Annotated in this window: 26 protein-coding genes; 13 read left to right on the plus strand and 13 right to left on the minus strand. The window is 75.1% G+C overall.

Annotated elements, in window-relative coordinates:
• The first annotated feature begins 21 nt into the window (after nucleotides 1-21).
• Genes ACYX4T_RS07400 through ACYX4T_RS07410 form a run of 3 tightly spaced genes read left to right on the plus strand, consistent with a single transcriptional unit; the run spans nucleotide 22 to nucleotide 2,534 of the window.
• Nucleotides 22-891: an RluA family pseudouridine synthase gene (locus ACYX4T_RS07400; protein ID WP_476015209.1), complete on the plus strand. Its 870-nt coding sequence runs from the start codon at nucleotides 22-24 to the stop codon at nucleotides 889-891.
• Nucleotides 888-1,406 carry a 2'-5' RNA ligase family protein gene (locus ACYX4T_RS07405; RefSeq protein ID WP_476013907.1) on the plus strand — a complete coding sequence of 173 codons (519 nt, stop codon included), beginning with the start codon at nucleotides 888-890 and terminating at the stop codon, nucleotides 1,404-1,406. The genes ACYX4T_RS07400 and ACYX4T_RS07405 overlap by 4 nt, the downstream gene beginning before the upstream one ends.
• A gap of 12 nt (nucleotides 1,407-1,418) precedes the next feature.
• The gene (locus ACYX4T_RS07410) at nucleotides 1,419-2,534 is read left to right on the plus strand and encodes a nitronate monooxygenase (RefSeq protein WP_476013908.1); all 1,116 of its coding nucleotides are present in this window, start codon (nucleotides 1,419-1,421) and stop codon (nucleotides 2,532-2,534) included.
• Here ACYX4T_RS07410 and ACYX4T_RS07415 read toward each other — a convergent pair.
• Nucleotides 2,525-2,680 carry a hypothetical protein gene (locus tag ACYX4T_RS07415; RefSeq protein ID WP_274199477.1) on the minus strand — a complete coding sequence of 52 codons (156 nt, stop codon included), beginning with the start codon at nucleotides 2,678-2,680 and terminating at the stop codon, nucleotides 2,525-2,527. The two genes, ACYX4T_RS07410 and ACYX4T_RS07415, sit on opposite strands and share 10 nt — an antisense overlap.
• Before the next feature lie 198 nt (nucleotides 2,681-2,878).
• Between ACYX4T_RS07415 and ACYX4T_RS07420 the strand changes: the two genes are divergently transcribed.
• On the plus strand, nucleotides 2,879-3,349 hold the full coding sequence (locus ACYX4T_RS07420) for an NUDIX hydrolase (RefSeq protein ID WP_476013909.1): 471 nt from the start codon (nucleotides 2,879-2,881) through the stop codon (nucleotides 3,347-3,349).
• On the opposite strand, the gene ACYX4T_RS07425 is transcribed toward ACYX4T_RS07420, so the two are convergent.
• Nucleotides 3,315-4,013 carry a proprotein convertase P-domain-containing protein gene (locus ACYX4T_RS07425; protein WP_476013910.1) on the minus strand — a complete coding sequence of 233 codons (699 nt, stop codon included), beginning with the start codon at nucleotides 4,011-4,013 and terminating at the stop codon, nucleotides 3,315-3,317. The genes ACYX4T_RS07420 and ACYX4T_RS07425 overlap by 35 nt on opposite strands.
• A 222-nt stretch (nucleotides 4,014-4,235) precedes the next feature.
• Between ACYX4T_RS07425 and icmF the strand changes: the two genes are divergently transcribed.
• Complete coding sequence (gene icmF / locus ACYX4T_RS07430; RefSeq protein WP_476013911.1) at nucleotides 4,236-7,484, plus strand: fused isobutyryl-CoA mutase/GTPase IcmF; 3,249 nt, start codon at nucleotides 4,236-4,238, stop codon at nucleotides 7,482-7,484.
• Between the two features lie 28 nt (nucleotides 7,485-7,512).
• Here icmF and ACYX4T_RS07435 read toward each other — a convergent pair whose 3' ends face one another.
• Entirely contained in the window at nucleotides 7,513-8,874 is a 1,362-nt protein-coding gene (locus ACYX4T_RS07435) for a wax ester/triacylglycerol synthase family O-acyltransferase (protein WP_476013912.1), read from the minus strand.
• Nucleotides 8,875-8,950: 76 nt separating this feature from the next.
• On the opposite strand from ACYX4T_RS07435, the gene ACYX4T_RS07440 reads away from it, so the two are divergent.
• Nucleotides 8,951-9,739, plus strand: a complete 789-nt coding sequence (locus tag ACYX4T_RS07440) for a helical backbone metal receptor (protein WP_476013913.1) — start codon at nucleotides 8,951-8,953, stop codon at nucleotides 9,737-9,739.
• Here ACYX4T_RS07440 and ACYX4T_RS07445 read toward each other — a convergent pair.
• Together ACYX4T_RS07445 and ACYX4T_RS07450 are read right to left on the minus strand one after the other, a co-directional pair.
• The gene (locus ACYX4T_RS07445) at nucleotides 9,736-10,419 is read right to left on the minus strand and encodes a hypothetical protein (protein WP_476013914.1); all 684 of its coding nucleotides are present in this window, start codon (nucleotides 10,417-10,419) and stop codon (nucleotides 9,736-9,738) included. The genes ACYX4T_RS07440 and ACYX4T_RS07445 overlap by 4 nt on opposite strands.
• A gap of 21 nt (nucleotides 10,420-10,440) precedes the next feature.
• Entirely contained in the window at nucleotides 10,441-11,202 is a 762-nt protein-coding gene (locus ACYX4T_RS07450) for an SDR family NAD(P)-dependent oxidoreductase (protein ID WP_476013915.1), read from the minus strand.
• A 69-nt stretch (nucleotides 11,203-11,271) separates the two neighbouring features.
• Here ACYX4T_RS07450 and ACYX4T_RS07455 point away from each other — a divergent pair, with 69 nt between their 5' ends.
• Nucleotides 11,272-12,189: an AEC family transporter gene (locus ACYX4T_RS07455; protein ID WP_476013916.1), complete on the plus strand. Its 918-nt coding sequence runs from the start codon at nucleotides 11,272-11,274 to the stop codon at nucleotides 12,187-12,189.
• Nucleotides 12,190-12,247: 58 nt separating this feature from the next.
• On the opposite strand, the gene ACYX4T_RS07460 is transcribed toward ACYX4T_RS07455, so the two are convergent.
• Nucleotides 12,248-13,435 carry an MFS transporter gene (locus ACYX4T_RS07460; RefSeq protein WP_476013917.1) on the minus strand — a complete coding sequence of 396 codons (1,188 nt, stop codon included), beginning with the start codon at nucleotides 13,433-13,435 and terminating at the stop codon, nucleotides 12,248-12,250.
• A 112-nt stretch (nucleotides 13,436-13,547) separates the two neighbouring features.
• Between ACYX4T_RS07460 and ACYX4T_RS07465 the strand changes: the two genes are divergently transcribed.
• Genes ACYX4T_RS07465 through ACYX4T_RS07475 form a run of 3 tightly spaced genes read left to right on the plus strand, consistent with a single transcriptional unit; the run spans nucleotide 13,548 to nucleotide 16,178 of the window.
• The gene (locus ACYX4T_RS07465; RefSeq protein ID WP_476013918.1) at nucleotides 13,548-14,483 is read left to right on the plus strand and encodes a LysR family transcriptional regulator; all 936 of its coding nucleotides are present in this window, start codon (nucleotides 13,548-13,550) and stop codon (nucleotides 14,481-14,483) included.
• Nucleotides 14,484-14,520: 37 nt separating this feature from the next.
• A complete protein-coding gene (locus ACYX4T_RS07470; RefSeq protein WP_476013919.1) occupies nucleotides 14,521-15,372 on the plus strand; it encodes a 3-hydroxyacyl-CoA dehydrogenase family protein in 852 nt (283 codons plus the stop codon).
• Between the two features lie 2 nt (nucleotides 15,373-15,374).
• Entirely contained in the window at nucleotides 15,375-16,178 is an 804-nt protein-coding gene (locus ACYX4T_RS07475; protein WP_476013920.1) for an SDR family NAD(P)-dependent oxidoreductase, read from the plus strand.
• A 416-nt stretch (nucleotides 16,179-16,594) separates the two neighbouring features.
• On the opposite strand, the gene ACYX4T_RS07480 is transcribed toward ACYX4T_RS07475, so the two are convergent.
• On the minus strand, nucleotides 16,595-17,110 hold the full coding sequence (locus ACYX4T_RS07480; protein ID WP_476013921.1) for a methylated-DNA--[protein]-cysteine S-methyltransferase: 516 nt from the start codon (nucleotides 17,108-17,110) through the stop codon (nucleotides 16,595-16,597).
• A 50-nt stretch (nucleotides 17,111-17,160) separates the two neighbouring features.
• Here ACYX4T_RS07480 and ACYX4T_RS07485 point away from each other — a divergent pair, with 50 nt between their 5' ends.
• Nucleotides 17,161-18,084 (plus strand): NADP-dependent oxidoreductase, encoded by a 924-nt coding sequence (locus tag ACYX4T_RS07485; RefSeq protein WP_476013922.1) that lies wholly within the window; start codon nucleotides 17,161-17,163, stop codon nucleotides 18,082-18,084.
• 52 nt (nucleotides 18,085-18,136) lie between these two features.
• Here the strand turns inward: ACYX4T_RS07485 and ACYX4T_RS07490 are convergent, their stop codons facing one another.
• Genes ACYX4T_RS07490 through ACYX4T_RS07505 form a run of 4 tightly spaced genes read right to left on the minus strand, consistent with a single transcriptional unit; the run spans nucleotide 18,137 to nucleotide 22,147 of the window.
• Nucleotides 18,137-19,429: an Nramp family divalent metal transporter gene (locus tag ACYX4T_RS07490; protein ID WP_476013923.1), complete on the minus strand. Its 1,293-nt coding sequence runs from the start codon at nucleotides 19,427-19,429 to the stop codon at nucleotides 18,137-18,139.
• A gap of 19 nt (nucleotides 19,430-19,448) precedes the next feature.
• Nucleotides 19,449-20,183 (minus strand): MBL fold metallo-hydrolase, encoded by a 735-nt coding sequence (locus ACYX4T_RS07495; RefSeq protein ID WP_476013924.1) that lies wholly within the window; start codon nucleotides 20,181-20,183, stop codon nucleotides 19,449-19,451.
• Nucleotides 20,180-21,289, minus strand: a complete 1,110-nt coding sequence (locus ACYX4T_RS07500) for an alpha/beta hydrolase (RefSeq protein ID WP_476013925.1) — start codon at nucleotides 21,287-21,289, stop codon at nucleotides 20,180-20,182. Before ACYX4T_RS07500 ends, ACYX4T_RS07495 begins: the two co-directional genes overlap by 4 nt.
• Before the next feature lie 57 nt (nucleotides 21,290-21,346).
• Nucleotides 21,347-22,147 carry a tryptophan-rich sensory protein gene (locus tag ACYX4T_RS07505; protein ID WP_476013926.1) on the minus strand — a complete coding sequence of 267 codons (801 nt, stop codon included), beginning with the start codon at nucleotides 22,145-22,147 and terminating at the stop codon, nucleotides 21,347-21,349.
• 68 nt (nucleotides 22,148-22,215) lie between these two features.
• Between ACYX4T_RS07505 and ACYX4T_RS07510 the strand changes: the two genes are divergently transcribed.
• Both ACYX4T_RS07510 and ACYX4T_RS07515 read left to right on the plus strand, forming a co-directional pair.
• Entirely contained in the window at nucleotides 22,216-22,698 is a 483-nt protein-coding gene (locus ACYX4T_RS07510) for a MarR family transcriptional regulator (protein WP_476013927.1), read from the plus strand.
• 32 nt (nucleotides 22,699-22,730) lie between these two features.
• The gene (locus ACYX4T_RS07515) at nucleotides 22,731-23,537 is read left to right on the plus strand and encodes a hypothetical protein (RefSeq protein ID WP_476013928.1); all 807 of its coding nucleotides are present in this window, start codon (nucleotides 22,731-22,733) and stop codon (nucleotides 23,535-23,537) included.
• A 76-nt stretch (nucleotides 23,538-23,613) separates the two neighbouring features.
• On the opposite strand, the gene ACYX4T_RS07520 is transcribed toward ACYX4T_RS07515, so the two are convergent.
• Together ACYX4T_RS07520 and ACYX4T_RS07525 are read right to left on the minus strand one after the other, a co-directional pair.
• Entirely contained in the window at nucleotides 23,614-24,672 is a 1,059-nt protein-coding gene (locus tag ACYX4T_RS07520; protein ID WP_476013929.1) for a protein kinase domain-containing protein, read from the minus strand.
• Nucleotides 24,669-25,232, minus strand: coding sequence for a hypothetical protein (locus ACYX4T_RS07525; protein ID WP_476013930.1), 564 nt, complete (start codon nucleotides 25,230-25,232; stop codon nucleotides 24,669-24,671). Before ACYX4T_RS07525 ends, ACYX4T_RS07520 begins: the two co-directional genes overlap by 4 nt.
• Nucleotides 25,233-25,298 lie beyond the last annotated feature (66 nt).

The following is a 25,298-nucleotide window of genomic DNA, read 5'->3' on the forward strand; positions in this document are numbered from 1 at the left end:
CTGGACCCGGCGCGGGTGCGGATGCCCGACGACGGGCCGTGGGCGACGCTGCGCGACCACCTCGTCGACCGGCTGCCGGTGCCGCCCGCGCGGGTGGACGCGATGCTCGCCGAGGGCCGGATCGTCGGCGACGAGGGGCCGCTGGGCCCGGACGCGCCGTTCGTCCCGCGGTCGGTGGTGTGGTTCCACCGCGACCTGCCCGACGAGTCGCCGGTGCCGTTCGACGTCGAGGTGGTGCACCGCGACGAGGAGATCGTCGTCGTCGACAAGCCCCACTTCCTCGCGACGATCCCGCGGGGGCGCCACGTCCGGGAGACCGCGCTGGTCCGGCTGCGCCACACGCTGGACCTGCCCTTCCTGAGCCCCGCCCACCGGTTGGACCGCGTGACCGCGGGGCTGGTGCTCTTCGTCGCCGAGCCCACGCGGCGCGGCACCTACCAGAACCTGTTCCGCGACCGGCGCGTCGCGAAGGTCTACGAGGCCGTCGCGGCGCACGACCCGGCGCTGGACCTCCCGCGCGTGGTGCGCAGTCGCATCGTCAAGGGGCGCGGGGTGGTCACCGCCCGGGAGGTCCCCGGTGAGCCGAACGCGGAGACCCTCGTCGAGCTGGTCGAGCACCGAGACGGGCTCGCCCGCTACCGGCTCACCCCGCACACGGGCCGCACCCACCAGCTGCGGGTGCACATGGCCTCGCTCGGGGTACCGCTGCTCGGCGACCCGTTCTACCCGGAGGTGCGCGACGTGCCGCTCGACGACTTCCGCGCGCCGCTGCAGCTGCTCGCCCGCGAGCTCGCGTTCCCCGACCCGCGCACGGGCGCCGAGCGTCGCTTCACCAGCCGGCGGACCCTGCAGGCCTGGGACGACCCCGACGGCTGGCGGGCGGGCCCGTGACCGACGCCGATCCCCTCGTCGTCACCGCCCTCTTCGACCCCGCGAGCCAGGACGAGCTCGACGCCCGGCGCCGCCGCTGGTTCCCCGCGGGCCGGCGGGTCGTCGGCGCGCACCTGACGCTCTTCCACGCACTGCCCGGAGCGCGGGCGGACGAGGTCGCGGCGGTGCTCGACGAGGTCACCGGGCGGGCGCCGATCGCCGCGACGATCGAGGCGCCGATCTCGCTGGGCCGCGGCGTCGCCCACCCCGTCGACGCCCCGGGGCTCGGGGACGTGCACGCGACGATCGCCCGGCGCTTCGACGGCGACCTGACCCGCCAGGACCAGCAGCGCCTGCGCGCGCACGTCACCGTGCAGAACAAGGTCGACCCGGAGACCGCGCGCGCGACCCTCGCCGCGCTCGCCGCCACCCACCGACCGTGGACGGCGACGATCACCGGGTTGGGGCTGTGGCGCTACTGCGGCGGGCCGTGGGACGCCGCCGGGGAGTACCTGTTCCGGGATGCCGCGCCGTAGCACCATGCGGGCGTGCCGACGCTCCCCCCGCTCGACGTGCCGCTGATCGCCGCGCCCATGGCCGGCGGTCCGTCCACCCCCGCGCTGGTCGCCGCCGTCGCCGAGGCGGGCGGGATGGGCTTCCTCGCCGGCGGCTACCTCACCGCCGAGGCGTTCGACGAGCAGCTCACCCAGCTGCGGTCCCGCAGCGACCGGCCGTTCGGCGCCAACCTCTTCCTGCCCGCGCCGCCCGTCGCGGACCCCACCCACGCCACGGCCCGGGCCGCCGCGGTCCGGGACTACGCCGGGACCCTGCAGGAGGACGCGGCACGCCACGGCGTCGAGCTCGGCGAACCGCGGGTCGACGACGACGCCGTCGACGACAAGATCACCGTGCTGGCGCGGCACCGGCCGGCGGTCGTGTCGGTGACGTTCGCGCTGCCCTCGCCCGAGCGGTTCGCCGCGCTCCGCGGCACCGGGGCCTGCCTCGTCGCGACGGTGACGTCGGTGGCCGAGGCCCGCGCCGCGGAGAGCCGGGGCGTGGACGCGCTCTGGGTGCAGGGCTACGAGGCGGGCGGGCACCGCGGGGTCCACGTCGACCCGGGTGGCGACCCGGAGGCCGGCGCGGAGCCGCTCGAGCGCCTGCTGCCCGCCATCCGGACCGCGACCGCCCTCCCGATCGTCGCCGCCGGCGGGCTCCACGACGGGCGGGAGATCGCGCGGGTGCTCGCGCTGGGGGCGACCGCCGTCGGGCTGGGCACCGCGTTCCGCGCCACACCGGAGGCCGGCACGTCGGCGACCCACCGGGCGGCGCTTCGCGCGGGCGGCCGCGACACGGTGGTGACGCGGGCGTTCACCGGACGGCCGGCGCGGGCGCTGGTCAACCGGTTCACCCGCGAGCACTCGGACGCCGCGCCGGCGGCCTACCCCGAGCTGCACCACCTGACCCGGCCGCTGCGCGCCGCGGCGTCCCGCGCGGGCGACGCGGAGGCGCTGCACCTCTGGGCGGGCACCGGGTACGCCGCGGTCACCGAGGAACCGGCGGGCGAGCTCGTCGCACGCCTGGACCGCGAGAGACGGTCCGCGGACGGCAACGGCCCGCCCCCCGCGGGGGACGGGCCGTTCGCGTCATCCGACGATCAGAAGTAGGTCTTGCGACCACCCACACCACGGCCGACGGCGCCCAGGATCGTCAGCACGAGGCCGACGACAGCGAGGATGGCGCCGATCGTGTAGAGGATCGAGATGCCGGTGATGGCACCGATGATGATGAGGATGACGCCCAGGATGATCACTGCTACTACTCCTCGGTCACGAATTGATCACTTGCTCGGGACTGCCAAATACCCAGCCGCATGAGCGAGAACACACCGCAACCGGACCATTCCTGGGTCGTCCATTCGCGTCACACGGCGTATGCCGGTCGGACACTCCGTGTCGAGGTGGAGGACGTCACTGCTCCAGCCGGTGACCGCTTCGACCACGAACGGGCGGTGCTCCCGCAGGTGGCCGTCGCCCTCGTCCTCGACGCCGACGACCGGGTGCTCGTCCTGCGCACCCACCGCCACGTCGTGGACCGGGAGGGGTGGGAGCTCCCGGGTGGGGTCGTCGAGCCCGGGGAGGACCCCCAGGAGGCCGCGGCCCGCGAGGCCGCCGAGGAGACCGGCCGCCGGCCGGCCGGCCCCGGGCGCACGCTCGTGGCCTTCGAGCCGCTGCCCGGCATGGTCGTCTCGCCCATGTCGGTGCACGTGTGGACCGACAGCGAGCCCGGCGACCGCCCCCTCGATCCCTACGAGCCCGGCCGCGCCCGCTGGATCCCGTTCGCCGAGGCGCTGCGCCTGGCCCTGGACGGCGAGCTGCTCGGTGCCGGCTCGCTCGTCGGCGTGCTCGCGCTGCAGTCCGAGCGCACCCGTGCGGACGGGACGCGAGCTAGTCCGTCTGGACCGTCAGGCCCCAGCCGGTGAGCGAGCCCTGGTCGATGCCGACGGCGTCGACGACCTGCAGGCGCCACTGTCCGCCGGCCTCCTGCCCGACGAACGGGGCGAGCGGGCTGCCCGGCGTCGCGCTGTCGAGGTTGATGTCGAGGTCGGGGGCCGAGCGGCTGCAGGTGGGCGGGTCGGCGAGGGTCACCGGGGTGCCCTGCGGCGAGACCAGCACGACGGTGAGGTCGCAGGTGTAGGGGTGGGTGATCGACGCCTCGACGTACACCGACTGCACCGTGCCCGAGCCGTCGAGCACGAGCGGCGCGGCGACGCCGTTCGGGTCGGCGTCGGGGATCGCCGCGCCGGTCGTCGAGACCGCGAGGAGCGTGCCGCCGCCGGAGAGCAGGAGGACCACGCCGACGATGCCGGCGACGAGCACGAGCGCGACACCGCCGACCAGCCAGCCGATCCAGCCGCGCCGGCGGGGCGCGGGCGGCGGCGGGCCGTACCCGGGCATCGCGCCGGTCGGGGGCATGCCGTAGCCGGGCGCGCCGCCGGGTGCGGGGGGCCCGTACCCGCCCTGCCCCGGCGGTGGATACCCGCCGTACCCGTACGGGGCGTAGCCCGGCTGCCCGACGACGGTGGTCGGGGCGGACGGGACGCCCTGGCCGGCGGGCGGACCGGAGGGGGTGGTCGGGGTGGTCACAGCGGGTCTCCCGGGGGGAAGGAGCGGCGGTGGGCGCGGGCAGCAGGAAGCCTCCTGCCATCCTCGACGCACAGTAACCACTGCCGGCGTCGATGCACCGCTAGGTCACCCGTTCAGTCCAACCATGACTTCGTTGCGTGAGTGACACGCGTCGCCCACCGAAAAACGCTATGACGTCCTACTATTCTGCGGCGAGGCGCCCGACAGGACTGCGAGGGAAGCATGACGGACGAGCTGTACGTCCCGACCCACCCGATCCGCTTCGTCACCGCGGCGAGCCTGTTCGACGGGCACGACGCCGCGATCAACATCATGCGGCGGATCCTCCAGCGCCAGGGCGCGGAGGTCGTCCACCTCGGCCACAACCGGTCGGTCGACGAGGTGGTCACCGCCGCGATCCAGGAGGACGCCCACGGCGTCGCCATCAGCTCGTACCAGGGCGGGCACCTGGAGTACTTCTCCTACCTCGTCGACCTGCTGCGCGAGCGCGGCGCCGGGCACGTGAAGGTCTACGGCGGTGGCGGCGGCGTCATCGTGCAGGAGGAGATCGACCAGCTGCACGCCCACGGCGTGGAGCACATCTTCTCCCCCACCGACGGCCAGCGCATGGGCCTGCCGGGCATGATCAACACGATGATCAGGACCTGCGACGTCGACCTCGGCGCGCAGCTCCCGTTTAGCTGGGACGGGGTGTTCACCGGCGAGCCGGCCACGCTCGCCCGCGCCCTGTCGGTCGCCGAGGCCGGCGCCCTGCCCGACGACGTCCGCGCGCGCGCGACGTCGACGATCGAGGGCCGGCAGGTGCCGGTCCTGGGCATCACGGGGACCGGCGGCTCGGGCAAGTCGTCGCTGACCGACGAGCTCGTGCGCCGCTTCCGCCTCGACCAGGAGGACAAGCTGCGCATCGCGGTCCTCGCCGTCGACCCGACGCGGCGCAAGGGCGGCGGCGCGCTGCTCGGCGACCGCATCCGCATGAACTCCCTGGGCGGGGCGCAGGTCTACTTCCGCTCCATGGCCTCGCGCAGCCGGAAGGGGTCTAACTCGGGGGGCACGCTGCCCGAGCACCTCGACGACGCGATCCTGCTGCTGCGCGCCTCGGGGGTCGACCTCGTCATCGTCGAGACGCCGGGCATCGGGCAGGGTGACGCCGGGATCGTCGACCTCGTCGACGCCTCCCTCTACGTGATGACGCCGGAGTTCGGCGCCGCGTCGCAGCTCGAGAAGATCGACATGCTGGACTTCGCGGACGCTGTCGCGATCAACAAGTTCGAGCGGCGCGGGGCCGACGACGCCCGCCGCGACGTCGCGCGCCAGCTCGTCCGCAACCGCGACGCGTTCTCGTCGTCGTGGGAGGACATGCCGGTCTACGGCACGAGCGCCGCGACGTTCCACGACGACGGCGTGACCGCGCTCTACGGCCACCTGCGCACGCTGCTCGGTGAGCACGGCCTCACCGTCGGCGAGGGCCGGCTGACGATCCCGGACACGAAGACCTCCACCGAGTTCGCCGCCTCGATCCCGCCCGAGCGCGCCCGCTACCTCGCCGACGTCGCGGGCACGGTGCGCGGCTACCACGAGCAAACGGACGCGATGGTCACCGCGGCCCGGCGGCGCTCGGCGCTGCGCACCGCCGTCGAGGCCCTGGGCGACCGCGACGCCGGCGAGCTGCCCGCGGTGCTCGCCGAGGCCGAGCGCGACCTGCCCGGCGAGGCCGCGGCCCTGCTCGACTCCTGGCCGGAGACGGTCGAGGCGTACGCCGGCGACGAGATGGTCGTCCACGTGCGCGACAAGGAGCTGCGCACCCAGCTCACGCGCGAGACGCTGTCGGGCAACAAGGTCAACCGCGTCGCGCTGCCGCCGTTCACCGCCGACGAGGAGGTCCTGCGCTTCCTGCGCCGCGAGAACCTCCCCGGGCACTTCCCCTTCACCGCCGGGGTGTTCGCGTTCAAGCGCGAGGGCGAGGACCCGGCGCGCATGTTCGCCGGCGAGGGCGACGCGTTCCGCACCAACCGCCGCTTCCACTACCTCTCGCAGGACTCGCCGGCCAAGCGCCTGTCCACCGCGTTCGACTCGGTGACCCTCTACGGCCACGACCCGGCGACCCCGCCCGACGTCTACGGCAAGGTCGGCACGTCCGGGGTCTCGATCGCCTCGCTCGACGACATGGAGGTGCTCTACTCGGGCTTCGACCTCACGTCGCCGACGACGTCGGTGTCGATGACGATCAACGGCCCGGCGCCCGCGATCCTCGCGTTCTTCCTCAACACCGCGGTCGACCAGCAGGTGGACGCGTTCCGCGCCGAGCACGGCCGCGAGCCGTCCTCCGACGAGCGGGCCGAGCTCGCCGAGCACGCGTACCGCAACGTCCGGGGCACGGTGCAGGCCGACATCCTCAAGGAGGACCAGGGCCAGAACACCTGCATCTTCTCCACCGAGTTCTCGCTGCGCATGATGGCGGACATCCAGGAGTGGTTCATCGCCCACGGGGTGCGGAACTTCTACTCGGTGTCGATCTCCGGCTACCACATCGCGGAGGCCGGGGCGAACCCCATCTCGCAGCTCGCGTTCACGCTCGCGAACGGCTTCACCTACGTCGAGTCGTACCTCGCCCGCGGCATGGACATCGACGACTTCGCGCCCAACCTGTCGTTCTTCTTCTCCAACGGCATGGACGCCGAGTACTCCGTCATCGGGCGGGTCGCGCGCCGCATCTGGGCGGTGGCGATGCGCGAGCGCTACGGGGCGAACGAGCGCAGCCAGAAGCTGAAGTACCACGTGCAGACCTCGGGGCGGTCGCTGCACGCGCAGGAGATGAACTTCAACGACATCCGCACGACGCTCCAGGCGCTGTGCGCGCTCTACGACAACGCGAACTCCCTGCACACCAACGCCTACGACGAGGCCGTCACCACCCCGTCGCAGGAGTCGGTACGCCGCGCACTGGCCATCCAGCTGATCATCAACCGCGAGTGGGGCCTGTCGATGAACGAGAACCCGCTGCAGGGCTCGTTCGTCATCGACGAGCTGACCGACCTCGTCGAGGAGGCCGTGCTCGCCGAGTTCGACCGTCTCGCCGAGCGGGGCGGCGTGCTCGGCGCGATGGAGACCGGCTACCAGCGCGGCAAGATCCAGGACGAGTCGCTGCTCTACGAGTCGCGCAAGCACGACGGCACGCTGCCGATCGTCGGCGTCAACACCTTCCTGCCGCCGGCGGACGCCGAGCAGGAGGCGCCGGAGCTCGACCTCTCCCGCGGGACCGAGGAGGAGAAGCAGGGCCAGCTGGCTCGGGTCGCCGACTTCCAGGCCCGCCACGCCGACACCGCGCCCGAGGCCCTGCGCCGGCTCCAGGACGTCGCCACCTCGGGCGGCAACGTCTTCGCCGAGCTCATGTCCGCGGCACGCGTCTGCACCCTCGGGCAGCTCACCGACGCCTTCTTCGAGGTCGGCGGGCAGTACCGGCGCTCCATGTAGCCGTGGTCCGGGTGGTCACCGGCTCCGGTCAGGCGAGCTCGGCGAGCTGCTCCTCCAGAGCCGCGAGGAAGCGGTCGACGCCGTCGGAGCCGCCCAGGACGCCGGTGTCGGCGGCGACGCCGAGGCGCACGCGTCCGGCGTAGCTCAGGATGCTCACGCCCAGGGCCAGGCGCCCCGAGCACGGCACCCAGAACAGCAGGTCGCGCACCGGCGCGCCGGCGAGGGTCAGCTCGCGCACCGGGCCGGGCACGTTCGTGATGATCAGTGACGCGGCCTCGGCGTAGCGCCCGACGAGCGCCTGGGTCCAGGCGGCGCGGCCGTGGCCGGCGGCGGCGATGCCGATGAAGGTGGCCAGCGCCTGGTTCGTGCGCTTGATCTCCGACATCACGTGGTGGACGCGCTCGACGCGGCGGCCGGGGTCCGGCTCGTCGGTGGGGATCGTCGGGAGCACGAGCCCGAACTCGTTGCCCAGCCAGTGCGACACCGGACGGTCGAGGCGGCGCAGGTTGGTCGGCATGACCGCCCGCAGGCGCGGCGTGTCCTCCCCCAGGTACGTCCGCAGCGCGCCGGCGATCGCCGCGCACAGCACGTCGTTGACGCTCGCGCCGTGCTCCTTGCCCGCCTGCTTCACCGCGGCGAGGTCGACCGCGCGGGTCCAGCGCGCCGACTTCGCCGCCCCCAGCTCGCCCTGCAGCGCCGTCGCGGCGTCGGCGGGCGGGCGGACGATGAGGGCGGTCGAGCGTCCGATCGCCGTGCCCGTCGCCGCCAGCTCCTGCGCGCCGCCGGGCCGCGACGACTCCGCGACCGTGCGCGTCAGCCGGCGCAGGCGCTGCGGGATCTCGCGGCGGACCAGCCGGACGTCGCGCGCCCCGTGCCGGCGCCGGGGCGGGGCGGCGTAGGCCACCGGGGTGCCCTCGTCGGTGCCGGGTGGGTCGTCGGCCAGGGCGTGGAAGAGGTGGTTGAGCGCCACGCCGTCGGCGAGCCCGTGGTGGATGCTGACGATCACCGCGGTGCCCGAGCCCTGCCAGCCCGTGAGCACGTGCATCGCCCACCAGGGGCGGTCCTCGGGCAGCGGGCGGGACATCAGCTGCCCGACGTGCCGGGCCAGCGCCGCGTCGTCGCCCGGCGCCTCCAGCGCGACGGTGTCGACGTGCGCGGCGAGGTCGGGGTCGTGGTCGACCCACCGGACCGGACCGAGCCCGCCGGGCGACCACGTCGGGCGCTGGCGCAGCCCCGGGTAGGCGGGCAGCCACCGCTGCGCGACCCGCTCGCGCACCGCCGCGACGTCCACCGGCCCGTCGCAGAACAGCACCCCGTGCACGACCATGCGGTTGGCCGGTTGCTCGAGCTGCAGCCAGGCGGTGTCGATGCCCGACGCCCAACGGTCCACGACGGTGTGCCTCCGGTCATGCAGAAGATGCCGGTACCGACGGTATCGGACTTCGAGTGGGTGGCACGCTGGGGGCATGAACGTCGTCGACGACGAGGGCCGCCGCGTCCCGCTCCCCGCGACCGTCCGGCGCGTGGTCAGCCTCGTCCCGTCGCTCACCGAGGCCGTGGGGGTCACCGAGCCCGGCCTGCTGGTGGGTGCGACGGACTGGTGCACCCATCCCGACGACCTCGACGAGCTCGGGGTCACGAGGGTGCGCGGGACGAAGAACCCCGACATCGACACGATCGTCGCGCTGGCGCCGGACGTCGTGCTCGCCAACGCCGAGGAGAACAAGCCCGCCGAGCTCGAGAAGCTGCGCGCGGCCGGGCTCGCGGTCTACGTCACCGACATCCGCACCGTCGACGGCGCCCTGCGCTCGCTGGAGCGTGCCCTGGCCGCGTGCGGGCTCGACCGCCCGGCGTGGCTCGACGGGGCCCGGGCGGCCTGGGACTCGCTGCTGCTGCCCGACCACCCGCGCCGTGCCGTCGTCCCGATCTGGCGCAAGCCGTGGATGGCGGTCGGCTCGGACACCTTCACCGGCTCGGTGCTCGCCCGCCTCGGCATCGAGAACGTGCTGGGCGACAGCCCCGAGCGCTACCCGCGCTTCGACCCGGCGGACCTGCCCGCCCACGACCTCGTGGTCCTGCCCGACGAGCCCTACCGGTTCACCGCCGACGACGGCCCGGAGGCCTTCGACGCCCCGTCCGTGCTGGTCAGCGGGCGCCTGCTCACCTGGTACGGGCCCAGCCTGCTCGAGGCCGCGCGCGAGCTGCCCGGGGCCCTGGCCGTCGACGAGGCCGCCGACGAAGCGGCCGCCACCTAGGAGCTGGTGCGCCGAACCTCGTCGTGGGAGCCCTCGACCTCGATGCGGGCCAGGGCCCCGGCGAGGTGGCCGGTCTTCTCGGCGTCGCTGCCGTAGCGGGCGAGGTCCGCGGCCGTCTCGCCGAGCCCGAGCGTCGCGGCGGCCCGCAGGGCGCGGTCGTCGGCGAACGGGGAGACCTCCTCCCAGAGCGCCTGGACCTCGCGCAGGAACACGTCGGCGACGGCGTCGTCGACCCCGGGCAGGGCGGTGAGCAGTGCGCGCTCGCGGGCCGGGTCGCGGCCGGCCTCGTCGCGCAGCCGCCGGAGGTCGCCGCCCCAGTCCGCCGACAGCGACGACGCGAGCGCCACCAGCGTCCCGGCGTCGGCCGAGGCGCTGTCGTCGCGGTCGTCGGCGCGGTCGAATCCCTCGACCGCGGCGCCGAGCTCCTTGGCGACGTCCTGCTCGGCGGCGGCCGCGAGGTCGGAGGCGGTGTGCCAGCGGTTGGTCACCTCGTGTGCGGCGCGCGCGGGTCCCGTCGCCTCGCCGCGGGGGGCGACGAGGACCGACGCCACGAGCAGACCGAACAGGCTCGCCGGGTTGTCGGTGCGCCCGAGCCCGATCTCCTCGGCGAACCCGCGGCCCTCGCGCTCGAGCACGGCGCGGGCGGTCAGCTTCTGCTCCTCGGTGAGGGTGTCGTCCATGACCGCCGGGCTACCCGACCGCTAGGTGGTCGTCACCCCGCCGTCGACCGTGACGGTGGTCCCGGTGACGTACGAGCCGGCGTCGGAGACGAGCCACACCAGCGACGCGGCCAGCTCCTCGGGATCGCCGATCCGCCCGGCGAGCACCCGGGGCATCATCTTCTCGAGGTAGCCCTCCTGGTAGCTGTCGGTCATCTCCGAGGTGAAGAAGCCCGGGGCGAGGGCGTTGACGCGGATGCCCTTGCGCGGCGTCCACTGCTGGGCGAGGTCGCGCGTCAGGCCGATCAGGCCCGCCTTCGACGCCGAGTAGGCGGCCTGCGGCAGCCCCGCGGTGGTCAGCGCGAGGATGCTCGAGACGTTGACGATGGCGCCGCCGTGGGGCATGTGCGGCACGACGGCCTGGGCCATCCAGTAGCACCCGTTGAGGTTGACGTCGATGACCTGGCGGAACTGGTCCGGGGTCTCCTTGGTCGCCGGGTAGGCGGTGCCGAGGCCGGCGTTGTTGACCAGGATGTCGATCTTCCCGAACTCGCCGGCGGCGGCGTCGGCCAGCGCGCGGCAGTCGTCGGGCGACGCGACGTCGGTGCTGACGGTGATCGCGCGGCGCCCGCGCTCCTCGACGGCCTTGCGGGTGTCCTCGAGCTTCTCGGCGCGCCGCGCGCCGAGCACGACGTCGGCGCCCGCCTCGGCCAGCGCGGTGGCGAACACCACGCCCAGCCCGGAGGAGGCGCCGGTGATCACGGCGACGCGGTCGTCGAGTCGGAAGCGGTCGAGGATGCCCATGGTCACGGGACCGTAGGGCACGGCTCGCGCGGTGCGCAGCGCTCCTAGGGTGCCGGGTGTGGTCGACCGGTGAGCGGGGTGCTGGAGGGCTTCCTCGTCATCGGCGTGGTCATCGCGGTCGGGATCGTCGTCGGGCGGCTCGGGGTGCTCCCCGACGGGGCGACCGAGACGCTCTCGCGGGTGGCGTTCTTCGTCGCCAGCCCGGCGCTGCTGTTCGTCACGCTGCTGCGCGCGGACGTGGCCCGCGTGCTCTCCAGCGGGCTCGTCGTCACCGCCCTCGCGGCCGTGGCCGTGTGCCTGCTCTACGTGCCGGTCGGCCTGCTGCGGCGCCGCCCGCGCGGGGAGACCGTCGTCGGGTCGATGGCCAGCGGCTACCTCAACGCCGGCAACCTCGGCATCCCGATCGCGACCTACGCGCTGGGCAGCGCCGCCGAGATCGCACCGTCGCTGATCTTCCAACTGGCCGTGCTGACGCCGGCGTACACCACGCTGCTCGACGTCGTCGCGGCACGGCGGCGGGGCGAGGAGCCGGGGCTCGCGGACGCGGCGGTCGCGCCGCTGCGCAACCCGCTGCTGCTGGCGACGGTGGCGGGCCTGGTGCTCAACGTGGCGGGCGTCGCGGTGCCCGAGAGCCTGCTCGAGCCGGTCGAGCTGCTCGCCGACCTCGCGGTGCCCGCGATGCTGCTGGCGTTCGGGCTCTCCCTGGCCCACGCCCAGCGCCCGGGCCGCGACGACGACCCCGTGTGCCTCGGCGCGGTGATCGTCCTGAAGAACCTCGTGCACCCGTTCCTGGCGTGGGCGATCGGGTCGGCGTTCGGGCTGACCGGCCCGGCGCTGCTCGCGGTCGTGGTCTCGGCGGCGCTGCCGACCGCGCAGAACGTCTTCGGCTACGCCGTCCGCTTCGGGACCGGCGTCGCCCTGGCCCGCGACGCCGCGCTGCTCACGACGCTGGTCAGCGTGCCGGTGCTGCTGGTCGTGGCGCTGTAGTCATGTGAGCACTTTCCTGCCCTATAGGGCAGGAAAGTGCTCACATAGGGGCGGCGGGTCAGGCCGCGGCCAGGGCCGCCCGGGCGTCGCGGCGGCGCACGCGGACCTCGAGGCCACCCGACAGCGCGAGGACGGCGAGGCCCACGACCGCGAGGACCGCCCCCACCACCGCGGGGGCGAGGTAGCCCAGGCCCGCGGCGATGACCATCCCGCCGAGCCAGGCACCCAGCGAGTTGGCGATGTTCGACGCCGACTGGATCGCCGCCGACGCCATCGTCGGAGCCTCGCCGACCAGGTCGAGGATGCGCGTCTGGATCGCCGGGCCCAGGGCCAGCGAGAACATGCCCGCCCCGAACAGCGAGAGCACCGCGAGCACCGGGTGGTGCACCGTGACCACGAAGCTCACGAGCACCCCGGCGAGCGCCACGAGGCAGGCGTACAGGGTGGTCATCGGCGCCCGGTCGGCGGCGCGCCCGCCGAGCACCGAGCCCGCGGTCATGCCCAGGCCCACGACGGCGAGCAGCACGGTGACCGTGGCGGCCGAGAAACCGCCCTCCTCGGTGAGCATCGGGGTGACGTAGCTGTAGCAGGCGAACATGGCGCCGAAGCCGAAGACCACGGCGGCGAGCGCGAGCACGACCTGCGGGTGGCGCAGGGTGGCGACCTCGGTGCGCAGCGCGCCGCGACCGGTCGCGGCGGGCTCGGCGGCCGGCACGACGGCGGCGATCGCGGCGACGGCGACGAGGCCGATGACGCCGACGACCGCGAAGGTGGCCCGCCAGCCCGCGGCCTGGCCGAGCAGGGTGCCCAGCGGCACGCCGACCACGTTGGCGACGGTCAGGCCCAGGAACACGCGCGAGACGGCGGTGGCGCGCCGGTCGCGGCCCACCATCGCCGCCGCGGCCACCGACGCCGCCCCGAAGAAGGCACCGTGCGGCAGCCCGGTGAGGAACCGGATCGCCAGCAGCGACCCCATCCCGGGCGCCACCGCGGAGAGCAGGTTGCCGAGCGCGAACACGCCCATCAGCGCCATGAGCACCGGGCGTCGGGGGAGCTTGACGGTGGCGCCGGCGAGCAGGGGCGCGCCGACCACGACGCCCGCCGCGTAGGCGGACACGAGGTGGCCGGCCTCGTTGACCGGGACGCCGAGCGCGCCGGCGACCTCGGGCAGGAGGCCCATGATCACGAATTCGGTGGTACCGATGCCGAAGGTGCCCAGGGCGAGGGCGAGCAGGGCCAGAGGCACGGGGGAGCTCCTCGGGGAACAGGGGACGGGCTTGCTGTCGTCCCGATCCACGGTTCGCGGCCGGCCGCCATAAGTCGAAGAAGCTCGGAGGCAAAGCGCATAAGATGAGCTGATGGCACCGACCCTGCGGCAGCTGGAGTCGTTCCTCGCCGTCGTCGAGGAGGGCTCCTTCACCCGGGCCGCCGACCGGCTGTTCGTCACCCAGCCCGGCCTGTCGCAGCAGATCGCGGCGCTGGAGAAGGACCTGGGCGGGTCGGTGTTCGACCGCCTCCCGCGTGCGGTGCACCTCACGCCCACCGGCCGGGCCCTGCTCCCCCACGCCCGCACCGCGGTCACGGCGGCCGAGCGCGGGCACGCCGCGGCGCGCCAGGTCACCGGCTCCGAGGGCGGCGAGCTGCGCATCGCCTGCGTCTACTCGGTGAGCCTGGGCCTGCTGCCCGGCGTGCTGCGCCGCTGGCGCGCCGAGAACCCCGACGTCACGGTGCGCCTGTTCGAGCACCGGCACGGGGACACGCTCGCCGCCGCCATCGCCGACGGCCAGGCCGACGTCGGCGTCGGACCGGTGCCCGCGCGGTGGCGCGGGCGGCAGCGCGCGCTCGGCCAGGAGGAGATGGTCGTGCTGCTGCCGCCGAACCTCGGGCCCGACGACGTCATGGCCCCGGCCGGCGGTGAGATCGCCCTCACGCGCCTCGAGCACGTCCCGTGGGTGCAGTACGCGCCCGACCACGCGCTCGCCGACGTCCTCCTCGACGCCTGCGAGCGCGTCGGCTACCGGCCGCGGGTGGCGGTGCGCACCGAGCAGACGGCCGTCGCGCCCCTGCTCACGGCGGCCGGGATCGGGCCCTCGCTGGTGCCCGCGGCGATCGTCCCGGTGAACTTCCCGGGCACCGTCGCCCGCCCGGTCCCCCGCGTCGAGCGGGAGCTCGCGGCGTACACCGGCGCCGACCCGGACGCCCTGACCAACCGCTTCCTCGGCGACGTCGCCCGGCACGCGGTGCTCCTGCCCGACCACGTCACGGCGGCGCTGCGCGGCCCCGCCGTGCTATGACACGGGCTCCGGATCAACCTTCAGGAGGTCCCCCCGCATGGACGCACGCCCGACGACCGCCGTCATCGGCGGCGGCACGATGGGCGCCGGGATCGCCCACGTCCTGCTCGCCGCCGGCTCCCCGGTGGTACTCGTGGAGGCGGACGGGTCGCGGCTCGACGCCGCGGCGCAGGCCGTCGCGACGAGCCTCGACGGCGCCGCGCAGCGCGGGAAGCTGCCCGAGGGCACCACGCGCGACGACCTCGTCGCCCGCCTCACGCCCACCACCGCGGTGGAGGAGCTGCCCGCCGACACCGCGCTGGTCGTCGAGGCCGTGCCCGAGCGGGTGGACGTCAAGCAGACGGTGCTCGGCGCCGCCGCCCGCGCCTGCCCCCAGGCCGTGCTCGCGTCGAACACCTCGTCGCTGTCGATCGGTGCGATCGCCGCCGACCTGCCCGGCGAGCGGGTCATCGGCATGCACTTCTTCAACCCCGTGCCGGCGCAGAAGCTCGTCGAGCTCGTCGTGCACCCCGGGACGTCGGAGGGCACGACGCAGGCCTGCCGCGACTGGGTCGACGCGCTGGGCAAGACCTCGATCGTCGTCAACGACGCGCCCGGCTTCGCGACCTCGCGCCTGGGGCTGACCGTGGGCCTCGAGGCGATCCGCATGGTCGAGGAGGGCGTCGCGAGCCCCGACGACATCGACACCGGCATGCAGCTGGGCTACCGCTGGCCGATGGGCCCGCTGCGCCTCACCGACGTCGTCGGCCTCGACGTGCGCCTGGCGATCGCCGAGCACCTCACGCAGGAGCTCGGCCCGCGGTTCACCCCGCCGCAGCTGCTGCGCGACAAGGTGGAGCGCGGCGAGCTCGGGCAGAAGTCCGGGCACGGCTTCTACGACTGGAGCTGAGCGTGGACCTGGACCTCGCCGGGCGGGTCGCCGTCGTCACCGGCGCCTCCCGGGGCATCGGCCTGGCGTGCGCGCGGGCGCTCGCCACCGAGGGCGCGCACGTCGTCCTCGTCGGTCGCGACGCCGGCACGCTGGAGGGCGCGGCGGGGCGGGTGCGCTCGGCCGGGCCGGCGTCGACCGTGCTGCCGGTCGTCGCCGACACCACCGACGACGCGGCGGTGCGCGCGATGGTCGACCGCGCGGTCGGCGAGCTGGGCGGTGTGGACGTGCTGGTCAACGCCGCGGCGCGCCCGGCGGGCGGGTCGCCGGTCCCCCCGCTGACGGAGCTCACCGACGACGCTGTGCTCGCCGAGGTCGACACCAAGGTGCTCGGCTACCTGCGCACCGCGCGCGCCGTGGCGCCCCACATGACCGCGCAGGGCTGGGGGCGCATCGTCAACATCTCCGGTCTCAACGCCCGGCGCACCGGCTCGATCGCCGGGACGATCCGCAACGTCGGCGTCGCCGCGCTCACCGCGAACCTCGCCGACGAGCTCGGCCCGCACGGCGTCGGGGTCGTCGTCGTGCACCCGGGCTACACCGAGACCGAGCGGACGGCCGGCATGATCGCCGACCGGGTCGCGGCCACCGGGCGCTCGGAGGACGAGGTCCGCGCGGAGCTCGCGGCGGCCACCAGCCTGCGGCGGATCGTCACCGCCGACGAGGTCGCCGACGTCGTCGCGTTCCTCGCCTCGCCCCGCGCTATCAGCGTCACCGGCGGCGCCGTCGCGGCCGCGGGCGGCGAGCGGGGGGTCGTGCACTACTGAGGAGCGACGACGGTGGCAACGAACGCCCTGTTCGCTGCTTCTAGGCGCACGAAGTCCCCGTTGATCACGGCCGATGACCCGTCCCCCGGACACAACGAACCGGCGCCCCCGTGATCGGGGACGCCGGTCCGTTTCTGGGAGGAAGTGTCAGCTCGGGACCCGCACGGTCCCGGTCGTCCCACCGACCGACTGGATGCGCTCAGCGGCGTGGAGTCTGGTCTGGATCAGCTCCCGTGCGCGGTGCGGCGCCGGGACGACCGGGTCCTCGTGATGCGGTGCGGGGTCTTCCCTGCGTCCAATCCATCACCTCTTCCCGGTCATTCCACTGCGGTCGTGTGCGCGGTGCGGATCAACCGTCAGCTCCTGTGATCGGCACCACAGCGACACCTCCGACGGTACTCGCCGCGCGGGCGGGGTCAAGGGGTCCGGCGCTCCAGCGCCAACAGCAATCGCTTGCGTGCGATGCCGGGTCCCCCACCCGAGGGATGACCCGCAGCGGTGACCACACGGTGACACGGAACGAGCAGGCTGATCGGATTGCGAGCGTTCGCGGTGCCCACGGCCTGGGCCGCGCGGGGTTTCCCGACCGCCGCCGCGAGCGCGCCGTACGTCGTCACCGACCCGTAGGGCACCTCGGCCAGCGCCGCCCACACGGCCCGCGAGAACGCCGTCCCGGGCGGATCGACGGGCACCGAGAACTGCCGCCGCTCCCCCGCGAAGTACTCGTCGAGCTCGGCGGCGAGGGCGTCGAGGCCCGCGCAGGCGCCGTCGTCGGGGGCGCCGAAGTCCGGGTCCGGCTCGCGCTCGCGCTGGTCGTGCACGTGCACCCCGACGACCGCGGCGCGCTCGTCGTCCCACGTGAGCGTGAGCGGGCCGAGGGGGCTGTCGACGACGCGGAAGCGCCGCGGCGGGGGTGTCGGTGCGGTCGTCACGCGTCCCGGTCTACCCGTCCGGGTAGGCACGATGCGTGCGAGCCATCGGAGTGAACTCATACGGAGGGCCTGACGCCCTCGAGGTCGTCGAGCTGCCCGAGCCCCACGCCGGCCCCGGCGAGGTCCGGCTGCGCGTGCGGGCGGCGGCCGTCAACCCCACCGACACCCTCGCGCGCGACGGCTCCCGCGTGGAGCGCCAGCGCAAGGACCCGCCGCCGTACGTGCCGGGGATGGACGCCGCGGGCGAGGTCGACGAGATCGGCGAGGGCACCGACACCGAGCTGCACGTCGGCGACGCGGCGATGGCGATCGTCGTGCCCGACGGCACCCACGGCGCCTACGCCGAGCACGTCGTCGTGCCCGCGGCGTCGGTGGTGCGGGCGCCGTCGACCGCGTCGGTCGTCGAGGCCGCGACCCTGCCGATGAACGCCCTGACCGCGCGCCTCGCGCTCGACACGCTCGCGCTCGCGCCGGGGCAGACGGTCGCGGTCACCGGCGCGGCGGGCGCGCTGGGGGGCTACGTCGTGCAGCTCGCGAAGGCCGACCGGCTGACCGTCGTCGCCGACGCCTCCGAGGACGACGAGGCGCTGGTGCGGGAGCTCGGCGCCGACGTCGTGGTGCGCCGCGGGGACGACGTGGCCGCGCGCATCCGCGACGACCAGCCGGGCGGGGTCGACGCCGTGGTCGACGGGTCGCTGCAGGGCGACGCGCTGCTCGACGCGGTGCGCGACGGCGGGCGGATCGCGACGGTGCGGGGCCACCGGGGCGCCGACGAGCGCGGGATCACCTGGCACCCGGTGCTGGTGCGCGACGTCGCCACCGACCACGCCGCGCTCGACACCCTGCGCCGTCAGGCCGAGGAGGGCGTGCTGACCCTGCGCGTCGCCGACACGATCCCGGCCGAGAAGGCGTCCGAGGCCCACCGGCGCCTCGAGGCCGGCGGCGTCCGTGGCCGGCTGGTCCTGACGTTCTGAGGGTCCATGTGAGCACTTTCCGGGCCTATGGGCCCGGAAAGTGCTCACGTACCTAGCCGAACGTGTCGATCAGCTCGGTGACGCAGAGGACACCGAAGAGCAGCGCGGCGCCGACGAGCAACGTCGACGAGAGCCACCCGTTGCGCCACTCCCGCGGCGTGCGGCTGCTGTTCAGCAGCCACAGCAGCGTGATCGCCAGGAACGGCATGAAGAACGCCCCGAGCGCGCCGTACGCGACGACCAGCGCGAACGGCCGCCCGAGGAACAGCAGCGCCATCGGCGGGAAGGTCAGCCACAGCACGTAGGCCCGGAACGGCAGGGAGCGCTCGGCGTCGTCGGAGAGCTGACCGGCGGCGGCGAGCTCGTCGGGGGTCCGGGCGACGGCCTCGCGGCGGGTGCGCACGAAGTCGGTGACCAGCAGACTCACGCCCTGCCACACCCCGAGCAGCGACGAGAACGACGTCGCGAAGAAGCCGACCAGGAACAGCGTCGCGACGACCGGGCCGAAACGCTGGGCGAGGACGGCGTCGAGGTCGAGCAGGCCGCGGTCGCTGTCGACCAGCGCGATGTTGGCCGCGTAGAGGAGCTCCGCGCCCACGACGAGCATCGCGGCGACGAAGATGCCGGTCGTGATGTACGCGACGCGGTTGTCCAGCCGCATGATCCTGATCCAGGAGCTGTCCCGCCAGCCCTTGGCGTTGACCCAGTAGCCGTAGGCGGCCATGGTCACGGTCCCGCCGACGCCGCCGACCAGCCCGAGCGTGTAGACGGCCGAGCCCTGCGGCAGCGTCGGCAGCAGCCCCGCGAGCATCGCCGGGACGTCCGGGAGCACGAGGATCGCGAGCCCCACGACGATGACGAACATGACGCCGACGAGCACCGTCATGATCTTCTCGAACAGCGGGTACGAGCCGAACCAGACGAGCACCAGCCCGAGCAGGCCGCAGGGGATGCCCCAGGCCGGGATCGAGCCCCCGAACATCGCCGCCAGCGGCAACGCCGACGACGTCATCGCCGTCGCGCCGTAGACGAACCCCCAGATCGCGACGTAGACGACGAAGTAGACGGTCGTCCACGAGCCCAGCGAGCGCCAGCCCGCGAAGATCGTCGAGCCGGTTGCCAGGTGCCAGCGCCCGGTGGCCTCGGCCAGCGCGATCTTGACGACGACGCCGAGCACCACCGCCCAGAGCAGCGTGTAGCCGTACTCGGCGCCGGCGACGAGGGTGGCGACGAGGTCGCCCGCGCCCACGCCGGTCGCCGCGACGACGATGCCCGGTCCGACGATGCTCCAGCGCCGGCGGGGCTGCTGGCCCGCGACGACGTCCTCGGTCCCCCGATCGGTCATGCGGGGCAGTCCACCACGATCAACCCTCGCGCCGGGAGACCTGCGTCACCGCGTCCGCCGGCGTGCCGTGCCAGGCGGGGCCGTGGCCGGGCAGCAGCACGCCCGCGTCCAGGCCGGCGAGCGGCGCCAGCGACTCGCGGGCGTGGTCGAAGAACGCGGGCAGGCGCTGGGGTCCGCGGTGCGGGCTGGTGGGGTGCCCCGTGACCAGCACGTCGCCGCTCACGAGGACGCCGGCGGCGGGGAGCAGGTAGGCGGTGTGCCCGCTGGTGTGGCCGGGCGTCGCGACCGGGACGGGGCGGCCGGGCAGGTCCAGCGGTTCACCGGGGACGACGCCGGCGGCGGTCGGCAGCGCGACGTGGCGCAGCGCCCCGAGACGCGCCGCGTGCACCGCCCAGGCGAGGACCCGCGGGCGCCAGGCGTGGCGGGCGACGTCGGCGGGACCCGCCTGCTCGAGGAACTCCCGGCGGGCGTGGCGCGCCTCGACCGGGCTCGTCAGCACCGGGATGCCGTGGCGCGCGACCAGCGGCGCGAGCCCGCCGACGTGGTCGACGTGCGCGTGAGTGACCAGCGCCGCGACGACGTCGCCCGGCCCGCGCCCGACCGCGGCGAGCGAAGCCTCCACCGCCCCGGCGTCGCCCGGGTAGCCGCCGTCGATCAGCGTCACCGCCGCGCCGTCGACGACCAGCACCCAGTTGGCCGCCGACCCGCGCACGAGGTGCACGCCCTCGGCGACCTCCTCGACGGCGGGCCTCACGGCGTCCTCGTCCCGAGGTGCTCGGCGAGGAACGCGGCGACCTGCGGGCGGGTGGCCTGGGCGCCCGGGCTCCCGAAGGGGAAGTCGAAGACGTGGTCGGCGTGGGGCACCTCGACCAGGCGTCCCGGCACGCCCGCGGCCCGCAGCGCCCGGTCGTAGGCGTGGACGCGCTCGGGGAACACGAAGTGGTCGGCGGACCCGAGCACGAGCAGCGTCGGGGGCAGGTCGGGGCGGACGAGGGCGGCGGGCGAGGCGGCGCGGGTCGCGACCCGGTTCTGCGTCGCCGGCCCGCCGAGCACCGCGTCCTGGAGCGAGCGGTCCACGGCCCGCAGGTCGGTGACCGGGTAGTACGCGACGACGGCGCGCGGTCGGGGCGCGGCGAGCTCGCCGGCCAGGATGCCGGCGGTGGTGCTCAGCGCGAGCGTCGCACCGGCCGACTGCCCGGCGACGACCAGGCGGCCCGGGTCGAGGTCCTCCTCGCCGGCGTGGTCCGCCGCCCACGCGGCCGCGGCCGCGACGTCCCGGCGCTGGCCCTCCCCCACGGGCGCGGGCGGGGGCAGGCGGTACTGGACCGCGACGACGGCGTGGCCGCGGTCGGCGAGCCACCGGCACAGCGCCGTGCGGTCGGTGCGCTCGCCGCGCACCCAGCTGCCGCCGTGCACCCAGACGACCACGGGGTGCGGGCCGGGCCCGGCCGGTCGGTACAGGTCGAGGAGCAGGGGCCGGCCGAGCTCGTCGACGGCGTAGGGCTCGGTGCGGTCGGGGCGGCCGTCGGGCTGGCCCGTGACCGTCAGCGCCTGCCACCAGTCGATACGGGTGCCCGACGCCCGGGCCTGCGTGACGAGGACCCCGACCAGGGCCACCACGGCGACGAGCGCCACGCCGGCGACCACCGCGCCGTCGGTCCGCGCCCCCAGGGTCCGCGCCAGCACACCGAGCCCCACGGCGGCGAGCGCCGCCAGCGCCGCGTGCAGCGGGTACTGCCCGGTGACGAACGAGCCGAGGAAGCCGACCACCGGCAGCCGCGGCGCGTAGGTACCGACCGCGACGACGAGCACGCCGAGCAGCCACACCACCGCCACCAGGCGCACCAGCCACACCAGCACCCGCGTGCCCTCCTCCGCTCGGTGATCACCTCACCACGCGGAGCGGGCGGCCGCAGATCAACCGAACGCCGCCGCCACGCGCCGGCCCCGGGGGGCCGCGAGCACGCGCCGGGCCGCGACGGCCACCACGGCGACCAGGGCGACCAGCGCCGCGACCACGACCGCGAGCGGCGGGCCCATCACCACGATGGCGCCGAGCGCCCAGACCACGGACGCGGCGTAGGGCAGCGCCCCGGCCGTGCGGGCGACGACGGCGGCGGCGATCGCCCCGGTGACGAGCAGGACCAGCGCACCCAGCACCGTCGCGACGCCGCCCGCGCCCGGGGCGCCGAGGAACGTGCCGGTGGTGGCCGCGCCGACCACCGTCGCGACGCTGACCCAGCCCGCGTAGAGCGCGACGGGGCCGTGGAGCATGAAGCGGTCCGCCGCCCCGTCCGCCGGGTGGACGGTCAGCCGCGCGAGCGCCACCGCGAGCACGACGAGCAGCCCGACGATCACCGCCTGCGCGAGGAGGACCGCCTGCGCCGAGAACGCGAGGATCCAGCCGGCATTGAGCACCGCCGACGCGACCAGCCACCAGCCCGTGGCCCGCTGCACCGGGCGCTGTGGCTGGCCGGGCAGGACGCCGCGCAGCGCGAGCACGAGCAGCCCGGCGTAGATCACACCCCAGATCGAGAACGCCGCGGGGACCGGCATGACGACCGTGGTGTTCTCCTGCGCCACCTGGCCCACCGACAGGCCGAACGCCCCCGAGCCGCCCAGCCCGCCCGCGACCACCTGCACCAGCGCGCCGAGCAGCAGGGCCCCGGCCCGCACCCGGTCCGCCACCGTCACCCGCGACCGCACCGACGTCGTCACCCGGAACTCCTCCATCGTCGAGCCTCTCGATTGTCGAGACTACACGGAGCACGACTAGGCTGCAGGACGTGACGGACCGTGGCCGCGAGGAGCGCGAGCACCTCGTCGACCTGCTCCAGGCGTACGCCGACGAGGCCGGGCGGCTGGGGCACGTCTTCGCCGCCGGGCAGGGGCTGCACCGCACCGACGCCGCCGCGCTGCTCGCCGTCCTGCGCGCCGAGCGCGACGGGGACCCGCTGACGCCGGGGCGGCTCGGGGAGGAGGTCGGCCTGTCGTCGGGGGCGACGACCGCGGCCGTCGACCGGCTCGAGCGCCTCGGGCACCTCCACCGCCGCCGCGACGACGTCGACCGCCGCCGGGTGACCCTGCACCACGACCCGGCCGGCGCCGACGTCGGGCGCGCCTTCTTCGGCCCGCTCGCCGCACGCCTCGACGCCGTGCTCACCGGCTACACGCCCGCCGAACTGGCCGTCGTCCACCGTTTCCTCACCGAGGTCGTCGCGTCGGTGGCCGAGCACCGCGCCGAGGTGTCGCAGGGAGGACCGTCCTGAGCTCCCCGGTCGGCGCGCGGGCCCACCTCGCGGTGGTCGTCGCGATCGTCCTCGCGGTCCTCGCCCTGCTCGTCACGCTCGTCGTCGTGCTCGCCGACAGTGACGTCGCCGCCCGTCCCCGGTGCACGATCACCGCCCCGCCCGACTCCCCCGGCCTGCCCTCGACGTGGACGCTCAGCCCGGAGCAGGCCGACAGCGCCGCGACGATCGTCGGCGTCGGCCGCAGTCTCGGCGTCCCCGACCGCGCCGTCACGATCGCCCTGGCCACCGCCATCCAGGAATCGACGCTGGCGAACCTGCGCGGCGGCGACCGCGACTCGCTCGGGCTGTTCCAGCAGCGCCCGAGCCAGGGCTGGGGCTCCGAGGAGGAGATCCTCGACCCCGTCTACAGCACCACCGCCTTCTACACCGCGCTCCTGCGGGTGCCGGACTGGGCGGGCATGGACATCACGGTGGCCGCGCAGACGGTGCAGCGCAGCGGCTTCCCCGAGGCCTACGCCGACCACGAGCCCGAGGCGCGGCTGATGGCGGTGTCGCTGCTCGGGCAGGCGCCGGCGTCGTGGACCTGCACCGACCTGCCGGCGACCCCGGCCGCCGACCCCGGGACCGGCGCGGTCGCCGAGCTCGCCGCGGCCGAGCTGGGCACGCGGCGGCTCTCGGGCGAGCAGCCGGCCGAGGAGGGGTGGGCCATCGCGACCTGGCTCGTCGCCCACGCCGAGCGCCTCGCGCTCGAGAGCGTCACCTACGACGGGCGGACCTGGACGGTCACCTCGGGCGCGTGGGCGCCGACCGGCCCGGCCGACGGGCGCCTGGCGCTGCGGCGGATCGGGCAGCCCTGATCCTGATCGCGGCGGAGTGATCGAAGTACCGATACGGACGTTGAGTGTCCGCAACGGCACTTCGCTGACACGCCGGTCAGCGCAGGGCCAGGAGGACCCCGGCGCCGAGGAGCACGAGCGCCGCGAGCACGACCAGCGCGAGGCCGAGGCGGCGCACGGCCGACCAGGGCTCGCTCTCGCCCGGGTCGGGGCCCTCGTGCGGGACGTCCTGGGGCCGGGTGCCCGCCGGGCCGTGCCGGGCCGGGGCGTCGGGGGCCGGGCGCGTGATCACCTCGGTGCGGCGGAGGGGGTCGGGGGCGGCGAAGCGGCGCAGGTCGTCGGCGAGCTCGCGCGCGTCGTGGTGGCGCATCGCCGGCTCGAGGGCCAGGGCGCGCAGCACGACGGCGTCGAGGTCCTCCGACAGCGCCGGGACGAGCTCGCGCGGCGGCACCGGCGACTCGCGGAGGCGCTGCGAGGCCACCTCGACCGAGCTCGGCCCGCGGAACGGGGTCTCGCCGGTGAGCAGCTCGTAGAGCGTGCAGCCCACCGCGTAGACGTCGGAGCGCCCGTCGAGGGGCTCGCAACGGACCTGCTCGGGCGAGAGGTACGCCGCGGTGCCCATGACCACCCCGGTACCGGTGAAGCCCTCGACGTCGGCGACCTGCGCGATGCCGAAGTCCATGAGCTTGACCGTGCCGTCCCGGCAGCGCATGACGTTGCCGGGGTTGACGTCGCGGTGCACGATCCCGCGGTCGTGGGCGGCGGCCAGCGCCTCGCACACCGGCACCAGCACCGACGTCGCCTCGTCCGGCGTCAGGCGCCCGCGGTCGCGCAGCTCGTCGCGCAGCGTGCACCCTTCCACGTACTCCATGACGACGAAGACCTCGCCGCCCTCGGCGAACCCGACGTCGTGCACGGCGACGACGTGCGGGTGGTCGATGACCGCCGCCGCGCGGGCCTCGTCGCGCAGCCGCCCGCCGTACTCGGCGTCGCCGCGGTGCTCGGCCGGCAGCAGCTTCACCGCGACCGTGCGCCCCAGCTCGCGGTCGAGCGCGCGGTGGACCTCGGCCATGCCGCCGCGCCCGATGAGCCCGCGCAGCTCGTAGCGGTCCGCCAGGACCGGCGCGGGCCCGGACCCGGCCTCCGGCGCGCTCACATCCGTCGCGTCCGCGCCGCGTCCCCGCCGCCGAGCAGGGCGTCGAACAGGTAGCGCTGGTCGACCATCGCCTGGCGCATGTCCTCGGTGCCCGCGCTGCCCTCCTCGACGTCGGTGACCGTGCGGTGGGACGCCCGGTAGCGCTCGACGAGGTCGGGGTGGTCGACGGAGATCATCTTGGCGCGGTCCTCGAAGCGCTCGTTCGGGTAGCCGCGCTCGCGCATCACCTGCTGGACGAGCAGGTCCGCGTCGCGCAGGCCCGTCGACGGGTTCTCGACGAACGTCGACTGCGCCGAGTCCCACGCCTTGCCGAACCGGTCGCGCTCACCCTCGTCGAGCTCGCGGATCTCCAGCTCCCGCCGCCGCTTGAGCCGCGCCCGCAGCTCGCGCTCGCCGTCGCTGCGGCCGTACTCGCCCACCACGCGGTCGTACTCGTCGCCGAACTGGCTGCGCAGCGCCGCGCGGCGCGCCCGCGACCGACTGCGCGCCACGAGGACCAGCACGACCCCGAGTACGAGGACGGCGACCGCGACGATGACGGCGATGACGACCGGATCCATGAGTCCCTCCGTGCGTCCCGACGGCGTGCGGGACGATCAAACCACCCGGTGCCCGGTCCGCCCGGT

The sequence above is a fragment of the Actinomycetospora sp. ABD4_176 genome, from assembly GCF_056311855.1.